The organism is Faecalimonas hominis (assembly GCF_054660755.1).
In genome coordinates this window covers 123,136-139,294 of the sequence record NZ_BAAHSH010000023.1, presented here as the reverse complement: position 1 = coordinate 139,294, position 16,159 = coordinate 123,136, and the positions used below count along the sequence as shown (strand labels likewise).

The 16,159-nt window shown below is 41.1% G+C and carries 6 protein-coding genes; all 6 read right to left on the bottom strand.

All coding sequences use genetic code 11. From position 1 onward, the window contains the following. Positions 1-145 precede the first annotated feature (145 nt). Positions 146-5,728, bottom strand: coding sequence for an NPCBM/NEW2 domain-containing protein (locus ACYQ35_RS03540; protein WP_459830347.1), 5,583 nt, complete (start codon positions 5,726-5,728; stop codon positions 146-148). 171 nt (positions 5,729-5,899) lie between these two features. Beyond that, complete coding sequence (lacZ, locus tag ACYQ35_RS03535) at positions 5,900-11,725, bottom strand: beta-galactosidase, LacZ type (RefSeq protein ID WP_459830343.1); 5,826 nt, start codon at positions 11,723-11,725, stop codon at positions 5,900-5,902. Between the two features lie 193 nt (positions 11,726-11,918). After that, the gene (atpC, locus tag ACYQ35_RS03530; RefSeq protein WP_009461747.1) at positions 11,919-12,320 is read right to left on the bottom strand and encodes an ATP synthase F1 subunit epsilon; all 402 of its coding nucleotides are present in this window, start codon (positions 12,318-12,320) and stop codon (positions 11,919-11,921) included. A gap of 12 nt (positions 12,321-12,332) precedes the next feature. Next, complete coding sequence (atpD, locus tag ACYQ35_RS03525) at positions 12,333-13,724, bottom strand: F0F1 ATP synthase subunit beta (protein WP_009461748.1); 1,392 nt, start codon at positions 13,722-13,724, stop codon at positions 12,333-12,335. 41 nt (positions 13,725-13,765) lie between these two features. Beyond that, on the bottom strand, positions 13,766-14,626 hold the full coding sequence (atpG, locus tag ACYQ35_RS03520) for an ATP synthase F1 subunit gamma (RefSeq protein WP_009461755.1): 861 nt from the start codon (positions 14,624-14,626) through the stop codon (positions 13,766-13,768). Between the two features lie 16 nt (positions 14,627-14,642). Beyond that, positions 14,643-16,145, bottom strand: coding sequence for a F0F1 ATP synthase subunit alpha (gene atpA, locus ACYQ35_RS03515; protein ID WP_009461756.1), 1,503 nt, complete (start codon positions 16,143-16,145; stop codon positions 14,643-14,645). Positions 16,146-16,159: the final 14 nt, after the last annotated feature.

The following is a 16,159-nucleotide window of genomic DNA, read 5'->3' as shown; positions in this document are numbered from 1 at the left end:
AGATTTTTATTGTGTTTTTTAGATAAAAATCGTGATTCAGGCAAAGTGAAAGGAGAAATTTATAATGCTAATTATAAAAACAGGGACATTACGTCCCTGTTTTTATATTAACCTCTGGTATAGTGGAAAATAAGTTTTTGCTGTACTAGTTATTTTCCTTCTTTTTACGTCTTTCCATTACCATAACTGCCAGTATTGCCAGTGAACCTGCTAACATAGAAGCAAGAAGCCCAAAGTTTGTCATGTCCCCTGTCTTTGGCACATCAGGTTTATTAGGTTTATTAGGTTTCACAGGTTTATCTGTGGATTTTTCTTTTACCGTTACAGTAATTGTCTTTGTAACTGATGCTCCCTGACTATCCGTCACCTTGTAAACCACTTCGTAAACACCTGCTTTTGTTGTGTCCACTTCATTTTTAATAACATTATCTGTTGTCAATGTAATTGAACCGTCTTCTTTGTCTGTTGCGGTAACATCTTCCAATGGATCAAACTCATCTCCAACTGTCAATGTCTTATCTTCAGCATGGATAACAGGCACTTCATTTAAACCTTCAGTTTTAGGATTTACCGTTACAGTAATTGTCTTTGTAACCGATGCTCCCTGACTATCCGTCACCTTGTAAACCACTTCGTAAACACCTGCTTTTGTTGTGTCTACTTCATTTTTGATAACATTATCTGGTGTCAATGTAATTGAACCGTCTTCCTTGTCTGTTGCGGTAACATCTGCCAATGGATCAAATTCATCTCCAACTGTCAATGTCTTATCTTCCGCATGAATAACAGGCACTTCATTCAAGCCTTCCATATCACTCTTCTTAAAGTTTGCCTGAAGTTCTTCATTTTTTGTTACAACGTATTTGTAAACTTCTGCTTTACTTAATACGTTGCCGTCTGCATCTGTCCAGTTTACAAATTCATAACCGTCATTTGCTTTTGCAGTTAATGTTGCAAGTGTGTTTTTACCGTAAACACCATTTTCATTATCCATAACTGCCGTTCCCATTTTTTCATCATTTACTCTTGTAGTTAATGTAAATGTTTCTTTTGTTTCAAATGGTTTTAAGACTTTTGCATCTGCCCAGTCTCCGTGGTCGCTCCAGTTGTGTGTACCCGGTTCCATTACAAGTTTTAATTTTTTAGCGCCTTTAATATCTACTTTGAAGTGATGCATTGCCGTATTGTCTTTCATCACTGCTGATGTAGCCTTTTCCACACCGTCTACATATACTTTGAAAGTAATGTCTGCTTCGTGTGTGTCTTTATATGCCTCGCGGTCAACGCCTGCATAGGATTCAAAAGTTTCATATCCTTTGCCTTCAAGGTCATATACAATCTCAGATTTGGCATGGCTTCCAAGTCCTTTTTTGAATGTCTGCTCTTCTGTTCCATTCCATAACTTGATTGCATTTCCGCCACAACTCTTATCTTTTCTTGTAGGGTTGCTTCCGGCATCTCCTGATGTCTGTGATTCCCAGTTCATATCCGAAAGATATACTGTTCCTGTTCCCTTTAAGTCTACTGTATATGTTTTTGTTTCTTTTCCGTTTGGAGAAGTTACTTTTACTTTGAGTGTATTTTCTCCTTCTGCGAGTGTATGTGCTGTATATACTTTTCCTTCGCCTTCTCCGATAACTTTTCCGCCTGCCATCACTTCAACTTTTGCGTCTTTTTCTTCTGCAACAACTGTAATTGCTGTATTTGGCTCTGATGCAAGCCCTGTGTATTCTACTGTATTTTTGTCAAACACTTCATTTAACTGTACGTTATCGCTAAATGTCATTTCTTCCAGATTTGCATTGTTAGAATCCGGAACTTTAACGAATACAGTATAAACAGCCGGCGCTGCACTTGTTTCTGAAGATACAAGAATATTTACCGTGTTTGTTCCCGGTTTTGCATCTGCTTTACCTTCTTTTGCAACTTTACCGTTTACTGTGATTGTTACTTTTGCATTCTGAGACTTCGGAGTTGCTTTTACTGTAATCTTTCCTTCTTTTTCTAATGCATATTTATATGTATATACATTGTCCTGTAATGCAATAGTGTCCTCATTAATGCTTAGAGAAGAAAGGCCTGTTATATTTTCTCCTGTACGGCTAACCGTAAATCTATAGTGATTTGTTGTAATGCCGTCCTCCGCTGTTACGTTTACTTCGATAAGATTTCTTGCGCTATGTAATGTTAAGTCAGAAGTTGCTTCCACTTTTTTACCGTTGAAAAGCACTTCCACTTTTGCATTTTCATCTTCTGCCGCAAAGTTTGCCGTAATTGCGCGTTCATCAATTCCCGCTGTTGTGTAATAGTGGTACGTTTTTGGATTAAATGTTTCAAATGGAGTCTGTAATCCATCAACTTCCGCTGTCTTTAATAATGCATTGGAAGATTTCATCTTGCTGATGTCGACGTCCTGTCCTTCTCCTGTCACCTGCACTGCATTTGACCAAACAATGTTTCCGCTGATGCCTGATGCTGTTACCGGAACAACGGCCGCTTTCACATATTTGTTTTTCATTGCTCTTGTTGTTGTAAGTGTTTTTCCTTCCGCACCTGCTACAACAGAGTAATTTCCACCTTCTGTATCTGCAACTGCCCATTTTACAACCGCTTCAGTTGCACCTGTCAGTTCGTGAGATACTTCTACTTTATTTTCTGCCTGTTTGTAAGTTACGTTTGCTGTTGCAGTTGGAAGAGAATCTTTTACATTTGCTGTCAAGTTAACTGTTTTGTTATCTACTTTTAACTCTGAGAATGTAAATTTCGCATTTGAACTGTTGCTTCCTGTTCCTGCAAGCATACCAATCTTGAAGGAATTTCCAAGATTTGCATTTGTCACTGTGCTTACATCTGTCCAATTCGCTCCGTCTTTACTGTAAGAACCAGTTACTTTGTCTCCTGCTTTTTTTAGTTTAAACCAAACAGTATTTTCTGTAACATTTGATTCTCCAACTTCCGACGGACTGTTCCGGTCAGGTTCATTTACTAATTTTATTTTCGGAGAATTATTTCCATGTTTTCTTTCGATAGAAACATAATGGTCACCATCTTTAAAGAAAATTAATCCTGCTTCGTCCCAGTTCGACTGAGTCAAACCTTCCATTTTAATTGTTGCTTCTACATTTTCGGCATTATCAACTTTATAGCCAAATAAGTTGTGCATTGTCTGTGTATTCCAAAGTCCGCCTTTTAATGCCTTGATTTCAATCTTGTTCTCTGCCGGAATGCTCCAACCGTCTTTTTGCTCACTGTCAATTGTAAAGCCATTTCCAAGTGTCAGCCCATTCATCTGAATAGAGAGAAGTTTTCTTGCTTCCAGACCGTTTACTGTCTTTGCAACCACTTCCACAACTCCGCTTGCTTTCGGTGTAAGCAATCCTGTATTGCTGATTGTCGCTTTATCTGTTGCTTTTCCTGTCTTCGCATCTACAACAGACCATGTTACCGTGCTGTCTTTCACACTTGACGTATACTGTACGTTTGCACCGTCAGTTGTCTCTTTGTCTGAAGAGATTGTAATTTCTGTCGGCATTGTCACATCACTTTTACCTGATACAGTGAGTGTAATCGGTGTTCCAGGGAATTTGCGTTCTCCTGCAACAAGGTATGGTGTGATTGTAACTGTTCCTTCTTTCACTGCGCGCACAACACCGTTATCTGTTACTGTTGCAACTTTCTCGTCGCTTGACTGATAATATACCTGTCCCAAATCTGTCTTATTATCTTTGTTCAACTGCACAATATCATTTTTTACAGTAATGTCACTTTCTTTTGTATTATCAGAAAGTAAACTTCCTGCATTTACGCCGGCATCGTATGTATTGCCTTCGATTGTCACGTTATAGCAGCCTCTAAACTTATACGCTCTTGTATTTAACTGCGTGCTTGTTGTAGTTGCTTTTAACTCTTTTGTCTCTCCGACTTTCATCGTCGTTCCGTCAACAGTTACGTTTACTGTTGCATTTGGCTCCTGACGGTAAATTTTGTTGTTCTTAAATGTAAGGTTATCTACACTCTTTGCATTTAACACATGCTTATCTTCCATATAGAATGTATTGCCTTCAATCGTCATATTCTTATGGATTGCCTGTGCTGAACCATTAGGGTTTGTCGGCTCTACAAAGATTGCATTGTCTTTTCCGCGTGTAAACACATTGTTTTTGATTGTCACATTTTCTGTTCTTCCTGACTCTCTCCAATTCTGTGCGTCATTTGAGATGAAAATGCTCGACATTCCCATACCGTCGAATGTATTATTCTCAATCAATACCGGTTTTCTTGTTGTCACAAGAATTCCTCGAGTCGGTGTTTCTTTAAACACGTTGTCGTGAATATGTACTTCCGGCGTGTAAGTAATATTTTCGATTGCATGTTGATTTGCTTGAATTCCAGGAATCTCTTTATCTAACGTAACAATAATATCTGTCAAACTATTAGAACTTCCTTTTCCGCCCTCTCCGTCAGGTCCGTCCACTTTTACAACTTTCGCCGTAGAATTTTCCACTGGAAGTAATGTTGACATTTTTGTAAACTCGACAGTATCACCTACGAAAAAGTTTGGAAATCCCGCTGTTTCATTATGCATAAATCTAACTTTAAACGTTTTATTATTAATAACTTCTACAACCTGGTTAAATGTTCCATGCACGTTAATCGGGTCATCGTGTGGATTTGAGAATGTACAGTTGCTGATGTCAATCTTTCCTTTACAGCCTGACATCTGAATAAAGTCTGCATATCCCGCTGTTGTTCTTCCGCTTTCTAACGGCGCTTCAAAATCAACATCGTCCAATGTCAATGTGTCTGAATGCTGTCCTACCATTCCGAAACCGTGTAAGAAAGAGATGTCCAAATGTTTTAATGCAACATTTTTACTCTTCCAGAAGAATGTTCCCGCATGGTCACGAACTGTCGGACGCATCTGATAGCAAAGTCCCGGTCTTAATTCTGAATTCAATCCGCTGTTATAAGTAAATTTCAAACGGTTATTTCCCATATCCTCGATTGTTTTTACATTTTGGAATAATGGATTGCTTGTTGTGTTTCCTCTCCATGTCAAACCTGTCTTTGTATCGAAACGCTGTGTGTAAACCATGTTGTTTGTTGTTGTCCAGTATGGCTGATTTGTGTAAGGACTCTTATCACTTATCCAGTTTACGCTTGTCCCCTTAATCTCATAGTTGTAACATTCCGGTACGTACACTGTAGCAGTGTTGCCTTCTGTCTTTTCAACCGTTACGTCCACAACTGTCGGTGTCTGGAAATCCACCTCGAAGTTTTGGAAAGTAACATTCTGACAATTAATTGCCGCAAATGTTGTCATTTTACCGTGGAACATAAATAAGGAATCGTTTCCTTCCACTGTTACATTTTTCATATCTTCCAATAGGATACCGATTTTCTTCATTTTATTGTTTTGGTCTGTTCCTACCGTGTTGGAAATGTATAACTCTCTTGCCTTAATTTTGTCAGGATAAATATCATACCTTCCTTTCGGAAAACTGATAGTTACATTTTCTCCCGCATCTGAAGCTTTCTTCGCTGCGGCTACTGCTTTGATAATTGCTTCCGCATTGTCTTTTCCGTTGTCTGCTTCTGCGCCGTAATCAGTTACATCGATTACCGTTCCCTTGTCTTTACCTTTTGCTTCAACGCTGATTGGCGTCATTCCTGAGATGCCCATACATAAAGCCAAAACAAGCGGTAAAAACCTGTGTTTCTTTTTCATGTCTTCTCCTCCTAAATTTTATTGGGATTTTCCCTATTTCATTGTACTATCACTTATCCCAAAAATATATAGATTAATCTATCCTATATGTGTGATTTTCTACGATTTTGTACAAAAAATATACTAAAGGAGACAGTCCCCAGCGGGATACTGTCTCCTTTAATTTACATTCTACTTATCTGCTTTTCTTCTACGTTTTACTACAACAATTCCAGCTGCTGAAACTGCCATTGCAAGACCGAATACAAATGGCATCTGTGTATCACCTGTTTTTACAGGTTCTGTTTTTGTAGGTTCTTTTTTATCAACCTCTATAAATTCAGGCTCTTTCTCTTTCAAGTTGTCCATCGCTTTCTGCAGAACTTCCGTTGCATTGTCCACTTCTTCCTGACTTGCCTTATCGTCTGCATTTACTTCCTGTGCTTTTGCAAGCGCCTCCGCAAATGCTTTCCAGCTTTCTGATGTGTAATCTTTCTCTGCTTTCTTCTCTGCCTGAGCGATTACTGACTGCAGCGCTTTTTTATCCGCCTCTATAAATTCAGGCTCTTTCTCTTTCAAGTTGTCCATCGCTTTCTGCAGAACTTCCGTTGCATTGTCCACTTCTTCCTGACTTGCCTTATCGTCTGCATTTACTTCCTGTGCTTTTGCAAGCGCCTCCGCAAACACTTTCCAGCTTTCTGATGTGTAATCTTTCTCTGCTTTCTTCTCCGCCTGAGCGATTACTGACTGTAATGCCTCTTTATCCGCTTTCACTTCAGGTTTTACATAAAGTTTCGCGTCTGCCCAGTCCACACAGTCATCATTTTTATTTTCCACTTCATCTGCAACGAGAATCAATTTGTTTACACTGCTGACATCTAAATTGACAAATTGGGCTTCATCTGCCTGTTTAATGATTCCTGAATCATAAAGCAGATTTTCTTCAGATACCTCTTCTTTATAAATAAGGAATTTTGCACCGTCACGTCCTGTTTTTCCCGCCTTGATGTAGTCGATTCCCAGCCATGTCTGGAAATATTTCTCTGTTCCGGCAACCTTGCTCAAATCATATGTAATCTGTGCATTTGTATTTGCGCTTAAACCGTTTGCAAATGTTGTCTGTTGATTATCTATCTTCATGCTGATATCTGTCGTAGATTTATCTGTTCCTGTGTCTGCCTTATTAATATGAACACCGCCCCAGCCTGATACGGCATCTTCATATTTCAGCACCTGATAACCTTCTCCCGCTTCCATAGCGCCTTCAACACCATCTCCCGTCAAATAGTACGTATCTAACTTCAACATATCTTCTCCAACGGTAACTTCAGTTGTTGTCTGCACCTTAGAACCGTCTTTCGCCGTAGCTTTAAGTGTTGCCACTCCGTTTCCGAGAGCACGGACTTTTCCGTTTTCATCAATTCTCAACACTGCCGGATTAGAACTTTCAAATGTTACGCTCTTATCCGTAGCATTTTCCGGTTCCGCAGATACGGTCACTGTAAACGTATCTCCTGCACTTACTTTTCCCGGAATACCTTTCATTGTAAGTTTCGTGACAGGTACATTTTCCGGTTTCTCTCCTGCAAGTTCTTTGAGCAGTTTCAAATCATTTTCAGTAAGTTTTCCGTCATTGTCCAAATCTCCTGCGCGCAGGTAAAGCGTATCCGCCTCTTCTCCTGCAAGATAAGATTCCATCTTTTCTACGTCTGCCTCTGTGACAAGCCCGTCTGCACTTCCGTCAATATCTCCGCTGACTGCCAACGTCAGAGTATCTTTGATTGTACCGTTTACCGTAAGTGTTAATTTATATCCAGTTGCTGCCGGAGAACTGTCTGACTGTTCGCCACCCATCGCTTCGGACATTGTAATGGTCGCTCCGTCAATTTCCCTGAACATCTTTTTCAATTCTCCTGCCGTTGTGCCTGAGGCAATACCGTACAGAATATTGTTTTCTCTGTCCATTTTCGCTTTCGCATCATCTTTCAACTCGAACCGGTCGTTTTCCTGTTCTCCGTCACCTTTTACAAGTTTCGGATCACCCCATGTAACCATGTCATGTCCATTATTTCCGAGCATATCCGCATACAGCATAATTTCTTCTGCCCCTTTAACGTCTATGTCAAAATAATACGCATTCTGTCCGTGTTTTAATACTTTTGAGCGTTCTACTTCATTTCCGTCAACGAAAACCGCTAATTCCACACCGTCTTTTGACTGTGTTTTATGGCAGTCAATTCCGCCATATACCTGAAGCCTTGATACATTCAAATCTGAGATATCAAAATACAATTTAGATTCTGCATTTACTCCGTATCCGGTTGAGAATGTCGTCCGTTTTCCATCTACCCAAAGGTCGAGCGCCGTTCCGCCATTATCCTCATTTACATGAATGCCGGCGTAACCTGATGTACTTCTTTTTGTATCATATCCTACCTCTGTCAATGGAATTTCTTTGCTCATTTCCATCTGAATCGTATATGTTCTGCTATATCCGTTTTTAGCGGTCGCTTTTACCGTCGCAGTTCCCGGAATAGCCTCTGCCTGTGTAATCTCAACTTTTACATCTTCTGATGCGGCCGTTGCGGTTACCTGTGGAACCTGCCCTTCTGTTCCATACGCATCGAAAGTATATGAAGTCACTTCATTGTTAAATCCCAGAAGGTCTTTTTCTCCTACTTTAATTCCTTTTAAAAGCACCGTCTCATCTTTAACTGTTACCTTACTTTCCTCCACCATCTGTTCTTTCGTTTCTCCCGAAAGCGCTTTCAAATGATATGTGTATGTATATGTCTGTGAACTTGGAAGTCTATACTTTGAAAGAGTTGCAGGTCCGCAGCTTGCCGTTCCAAGTCCCATCTGTGCATAGTCGATCGTAAGTACCGTATTTTTTGTTCCTTCTAATTGATATGGGTGTCCCGCCTTATCCAAATCTTCCTGTGTATAGTGCAATGCACTCATCTCAAGCAGATGATCTGTCGCATCAACAAGCAGACCGTTTCCGTCTTTATCTGTCAAAGCCATGAAACGCACGTCTGTCTTATTTCCTGTCTCCTGCGGATACACAAAGTTTATAAACTGATCTTTTACAGTGCTTTCATAGATACCTACATCGTATCCTGTCTTACGGTCACTGTAACTGTCCGCTTCCCCGCGTCCGTACCATGTCATATTTTCCAGACTTTCGTCTAACTGCACTCTGTTACCTACACGGAGTAAATCTCCCATCTGGTTAGACGGAATCAATGTACTCTTCACAAAAATATCTCCTGAAGAATAAATCGTATATGTCAGGCTGTCTTTAGAATCTGAGCAGTTTGTCAATGTACGGTCGATTGTCACATAGATTGCTTTCTCACTCTTTGTCACGCTGACAGCATCTACCTTTGCATTTTCATTTGCTTTTTTCCAATTCGCATCAACAGCCTCTTTCTTGTCGTTGTCTGTGTATGCTCTCCAGTAGTTTGGAAGTAAATCTTCCGCAATCATTTCTTTTCCATTTACTTCAAAAGAAGAGAGACTTCCTTTTTCCTTATTAAATGCAACAGACCAATCGTCCTGTTTTATCGTCACTTCTTTTTCTGTTTCTTTTACTGCGGAATCCTCAAACGACTTCATCGCCCCTGTATCCAGACCACGATCTGCCGCCTCTTTTTCAAAGTTCAAATCAAACTGCGCCTCTGCAACAATATCTCCTGCTTTGCCCCAACTTGTATCTGCTTTTGTCACAAATTGAATATGCAGGAAATATTCGTCTCCCTCTTTTGCGTCCGTCGGAACAGTATAAGGAATTTTCACCTCTTTTGTTGCAAGCGGAGCAATGTCAACGTCCGTGATTTCTCCTTTTTGCACTGATGTTCCGTCTTTTTCCAAACTCCAAAGCATCTTATATTCACTTGCATTTGTGTCGGTATATTCGTTATGAATAGAAACCGTCTGTGCTTTTTCGTCCGCCATAGTCATCTGAAGCGCCTGATAAATACGTTTTACTTCATATGCTTCCGGCTGTAGTGTGCGGTCTGCAGAAACAATACCGTTTACACAGAAATCCGTGTTTCCTGATTTCCATGAGGAGTAGTCTCCCTTATTCCAGTCTCCGTCATAGCCCCAGTATGTTGTTTTGCCGTCCCATTTTCCGTCTTCAATAAGCGGAGTGTTAAATGTCTGGTCTACCCAGTCCCAAATGAAACCGCCCTGTAAAATACCGTATTTTCTAATCTTATCCCAGTAGTCAATCATTCCGCCGCCGCTGTTACCCATTGTGTGCAGATATTCGCACATAATATACGGTTTTGTGTAGTTCGTTTTAATCTTATCAATTTCCGGATACATATTTGACTCTACGTCCACACCTTCATTAGCGTTCCAGCCCTGATAGTGTACTACTCGTGTATCGTCATTGTTCTGGAAATAGTCAATCTCTGCCTGAAGCGAATCACCTGTACCGGTTTCATTTCCCGGTGACCACATGATTACACTCGGATAGTTTTTATCACGTTCCAGCATATTGATTGCACGGTCTTCTGCCGCTTCCACGTATCCTGAAATGCTTCCCGGAACATTGTACTGGCTTCGTCCGTTATGAGATTCCACATTTGCCTCGTCCATAACGTAAAGTCCATACTCATCACACAGTTCATAGAAAACAGGGTCGTCCGGATAATGCGCCGTACGAACTGCATTAATGTTTAATGATTTCATGAGTTCGATTTCTTCTCTCATATCTTCTTCCGTCAGATAGCGTCCCGTCTCCGGATCATTTTCATGACGGTTTACACCGTACAATGTAATAACCTGTCCGTTGACACGAAGTCTTGCATCGTTTGTCCCCTTATCCGTAATCTCCACTTCACGGAAGCCGACTTTTACGGACGTAATTTCCGTCTCTTTTCCGTCTTTTTCAAGAACAAGTACAAGGTTGTACAGATTCGGGTGCCCTGCCGTCCATTTCTTCGGATTTGTAATCTGTCCGGATAATTTAACGGTTGTCTCCTTCTTATCGCCAAATGATGCCTCCGCACTCAGCGGTGTATCTGTCACAAGATTTCCTGCCGCATCATAGAGATAGCCTTTGACACTGTAACCATCTTTTTTACCGTCAAAATTTCTCAAATCCACATCTACATTCAATGCCGCGTTTTCATATTTCTCATCTAAATCTGTCACAACAGTAAAATCTCTGATTTCCGTCTGCTCTTTTGCCGTCATATATACATCACGGAAAATTCCGGCAAGTCTTAAGAAATCCTGATTTTCAATGTAACTTCCGTCACACCAGCGGTATACTTCCACCGTAATTACATTTTCATTGCCTTTTGAAAAATCCAATGCGTCTGTAATGTTAAATTCATTTCTTGTGAAACTGTCCTCAGAATATCCGATATACTCCCCGTTTACCCAGAGATACATTGCGGATTCCACGCCTTCAAAGTTCAGGAAAATCTCTTTTCCTTCCCAACTTGAATCTACGGTGAATGTCTTTCGGTATGTTCCCACCGGATTGCATTCTTCCGGCGCCTGACCGACTTTGTAATCTTTATAATTCTTTCCCTCAGCATTTATCCATGGATAGTTCTGGTTGGAATAAATAACCGGATCATACTTAAACGACCCGTCCTTGTTCAGATATGTCTGCCAGTTTCTCGGAACGGTAATGTTATCCCAGTTGCTGTCGTCATAGTCTTTTTTGTTGAAATTTTTGTCTTTTGCCGCGATGCGGTCAGCAGGTTTTACTGCCCAGCTAAACTTCCAGTCATCTCCGTTCAGCAACTGATAATAACTCGAACTTTGCTTATCCCCTTTTTTCGCCTTATCCACACTGTCATATCTGTAAAATGTGGCACGGGCTTTCTCCCTGTTCACTTGGAATACCTCCGGATTGTTCGTCCACTCCCTCGTGTCCGTGTCCGCTGCCAAAACATTCATCATGTCTTTGCCGAGTTCTCCAAATCCTGACAGAAACGTGCCTAAAACAAGCGATCCTGCCAAAAGTGTTGAAACAAAACGTTTCTTTCTCATGTCTTTACTCCTTTCTTTCTCAAAAAGGTCCTTTAAATTCTGCAAGTTACCTTGCTAAAGTTTATCATTCTGTTATTATTTATTTCAATACATTTTTTTAAGAAAAAAGTTCGATTTTTTATACAAAAAATAAAAAAAATTGATGCCCCGACAGATTTCCTCTGTCAAGACATCAACTCTTTTAACATTTATTCTATTTCGCACCGTTAATTCTGGCTACCGCCCTCTTCAACGCCGCTTCCGCACGGATAACATCAACAGAATCACTCTTGCTGTTCAAACGTTCCTCCGCACGTTTCTTTGCCTCCTCTGCACGGGCAACGTCAATCTCTTCCGGCCACTGTGCATCTTCCGCAAGAACGGTAATCTTTTCCTGAAGAATTTCAAGAAATCCTCCGAGAATAACCGCCTTTTTTACTTCCGCCCCTTTATGAATTTTCATTACACAAGGCTCTAAAATTGTTGTAAGCGGAATATGATTTTTATAAACACCCATTTCTCCCTCTACGGATACAAATTCGAGGAAGGACGACTCTCCCTCATAAAACACTTCGTCAGGGGAAATGATTCTCAATTCAAATACGTTCTCTGCCATAGGAAACACCTCCTACTTCACGCGTGCCAATACATCGTCAATATTACCTGCGTTTAAGAAATATCCTTCCGGAACATCATCGTGTTTTCCTTCAAGAATTTCTTTGAAGCCCTGAATTGTCTCACTAATCGGAACATATCTTCCTTCAAAACCTGTAAACTGTGTTGCTACGAAGAATGGTTGTGACAGGAATCTCTGAATCTTTCTTGCACGGGATACCGTCAATTTATCTTCTTCTGATAATTCGTCCATACCAAGCATTGCAATAATATCCTGCAATTCTTTGTATTTCTGAAGGATTTCCTGCACGCCACGGGCAACTTTATAGTGTTCTTCCCCAACAATGTGTGGATCTAACATACGAGATGAAGATTCCAACGGGTCTACCGCAGGGTAAATGCCGAGTTCTGTAATCGCACGGGATAATACGACTTTCGCGTCCAAGTGAGCGAATGTTGTCGCCGGAGCCGGGTCAGTTAAGTCATCGGCAGGTACATATACTGCCTGCACTGATGTGATAGAACCATTCTTTGTAGAAGTAATTCGTTCCTGTAATGCTCCCATTTCTGTCTGTAATGTAGGCTGGTAACCTACCGCTGAAGGCATACGTCCAAGCAAAGCGGAAACTTCTGAACCTGCCTGTGTAAAACGGAAAATGTTATCAATGAATAAAAGAACGTCTTTTCCGCCTTTATCACGGAAATATTCCGCCATTGTAAGTCCTGTAAGACCTACACGCATACGCGCTCCCGGCGGTTCGTTCATCTGACCGAACACCATGGCTGTTTTATTGATAACACCTGATTCCATCATTTCATAGTAAAGGTCATTTCCTTCACGGGTTCTTTCCCCTACACCTGTAAATACGGAATATCCACCATGTTCTGTAGCAATATTTGTAATCAATTCCTGAATTAATACCGTTTTTCCTACACCTGCACCACCAAACAGACCGATTTTACCACCTTTCTGGTAAGGGCAAAGCAAGTCGATTACTTTGATACCTGTTTCAAGCATCTCAGCCTCTGTTGCCTGTTCTTCAAATGCAGGAGCCTTTCTGTGAATCGGTGCATACTCTACATCTGTCGGTGCAGGTTTCTCATCGATTGCTTCTCCAAGTACGTTAAAGATACGTCCCAATGTATTTTCGCCGACCGGTACGGAAATAGGTGCTCCTGTAGCAACTGCGTCCATACCGCGAGTGAGTCCGTCCGTAGGTCCCATAGCGATACATCTAACCGTATCGTCACCCAAATGCTGCGCAACTTCCACAACTAATTTTTCTCCATTACTTCTTGTAATGTCAATCGCCTCGTTGATTTCAGGAAGGTTGCCATCGGCGTATTTGATATCCAATACCGCGCCGATAATCTGAGTGATTTTACCTATATTTTTCTCTGCCATTTTTTCACTCCTACCTTTTTCTAAAGATAACTGCCGATGCCTTATAGTGCATCTGCACCGGCTATAATTTCTGTCAATTCCTGTGTAATAGCACCCTGACGGGCTCTATTATATTTCAATGCCAAGTCTTCAATTATTTCTTCCGCATTATTTGTTGCAGAATCCATTGCCTGCATACGGGCACCGTTTTCACTTGCAACCGCTTCCACAAACGCACCATATAAGATACTTGTCATATATTTCGGAACGAGAAGGCTGATTGCTCTCTCTTCCTTCGGCTCAAAATTCATAAGCACGTTACTGTTTTCCGATTCATTTTCTTCCGCAACAGCCGAAGTGTCCACAGGAAGTAATTTCTTAAATGTCGGAATATGTGTTACCGTGTTTTTGAAAAATGTATACGCCACATAAATCTCACCAATTTCCCCATTGGCAAAATCCGTAAGCAGTCTTTTACTCAGTGCCTGTGCATCTGCATAAGTTGGCTCTTCTATCATGTCGGAACAGTCAAGGGCAACATCATATCCTTTTCTCACAAGGCTTTCCGCCCCTTTTCTTCCCACAAGATAAAGACGAACGTCTTCCTTTGCGATACCGCTTTCCGTAATGAGTTTTACTATATTTGAGTTGTATCCCCCTGCAAGTCCACGATTGGAAGTAACGGCAACAATGCCGACTTTCTTTGAATCTCCCGCTTTCAAATATGGGTGTTCGATATTCCCCGCCTTTGCAAGCATGGACGTTACTGTAGAATACATACACTCAAAGTATGCCTTTGAATTCTCTGCACGCATTCTTGCTTTCTGCAGTTTTACGGTAGAAATAAGTTTCATGGCTTTTGTAATCTGCTGTGTACTCTGTACACTGCTCTTACGCCGTTTTATTTCTCTCATTGATGCCATGACAATTCTCCTCTATTTAGAATTCTTTTTTGAACTCATTAATTGCATTTACAAGTGCTTCTTCTGTCTTATCTGAAATCACTTTTTCTACTTTGATTGCTTCCGGAATTTCCGGATATTTTGTCTGAATAAAGTCAAACAATCCTTTTTCAAATTCAAGAACACGCTCTACCGGAATATCCAACAGATATTTCTGTGTTGCAGCGTAAATGATAATGACCTGATATTCAACCGGCATCGGCTGATACTGCGGCTGTTTCAACATTTCCTTGATACGCGCTCCCTGTGCAAGACGTTCTGTTGTATCAGCGTCAAGTTCTGAACCAAACTGTGCGAACGCTGCCAGTTCACGATACTGCGCAAGGTCGATACGGATCGGTCCTGCGATTTTCTTCATCGCCTTAATCTGTGCCGAACCACCAACTCGTGATACGGAGATACCCGGGTTAATAGCCGGTCTGAAACCTGCGTTGAACATTTCTGTTTCAAGGAAAATCTGTCCGTCCGTAATTGAAATAACGTTTGTCGGAATATATGCAGATACGTCGCCTGCCTGTGTCTCAATGATCGGAAGCGCAGTAAGTGAGCCTCCTCCCAACTCATCTGACAATCTTGCCGCTCTCTCTAACAGTCTTGAATGAAGATAGAATACGTCACCCGGATAAGCTTCACGTCCCGGTGGTCTTCTCAGAAGTAATGAAAGTGTACGGTATGCTGTCGCATGTTTGGACAAATCATCATATACAATCAGTACGTCCTCTCCTTTTTCCATCCATTCTTCACCCATGGCACAGCCTGCATATGGTGCAATATATTGAAGTGGGGCAAGTTCACTTGCTGTAGATGCAACAACCGTTGTATAGTCCATCGCACCGTACTCTTCAAATGTCTGTACGATATTTGCAACCGTGGACGCTTTCTGTCCGATTGCAACGTAAATACATTTTACCCCCTGTCCTTTTTGATTAATAATTGTATCAATGGCGATTGCTGTCTTACCTGTCTGTCTGTCACCGATGATAAGCTCACGCTGACCTCTTCCGATTGGCACCATAGAGTCAATCGCCTTAATTCCTGTCTGTAACGGTGTATCTACTGATTTACGGGAAATAACACCTGAGGCAACTCTTTCAATCTGACGATATGCTTTTGCCTGAATAGGTCCTTTTCCATCAATAGGTTGTCCAAGTGCGTTTACAACACGACCTAACATACAATCTCCAACCGGAACTTCTACTACCCTTCCGGTTGTTTTTACGGTATCTCCTTCGTTAATGTTTCTGTTATCTCCCAAGAGAACAGCACCAACATTATCTTCTTCAAGGTTTAACACCATACCGTATACTTCCCCGGGAAACTCCAAAAGTTCTCCCTGCATTGCGTTTTCTAGACCGTGGATACGCGCAATACCATCGGCTACTTGAATAACCGTTCCCACATCAGATACCTCTAAATCTGACGCATATCTTTTAATCTGTTCTTTAATGACAGAACTGATTTCTTCTGGTCTTAAATTCATGGAGCGAATCCACC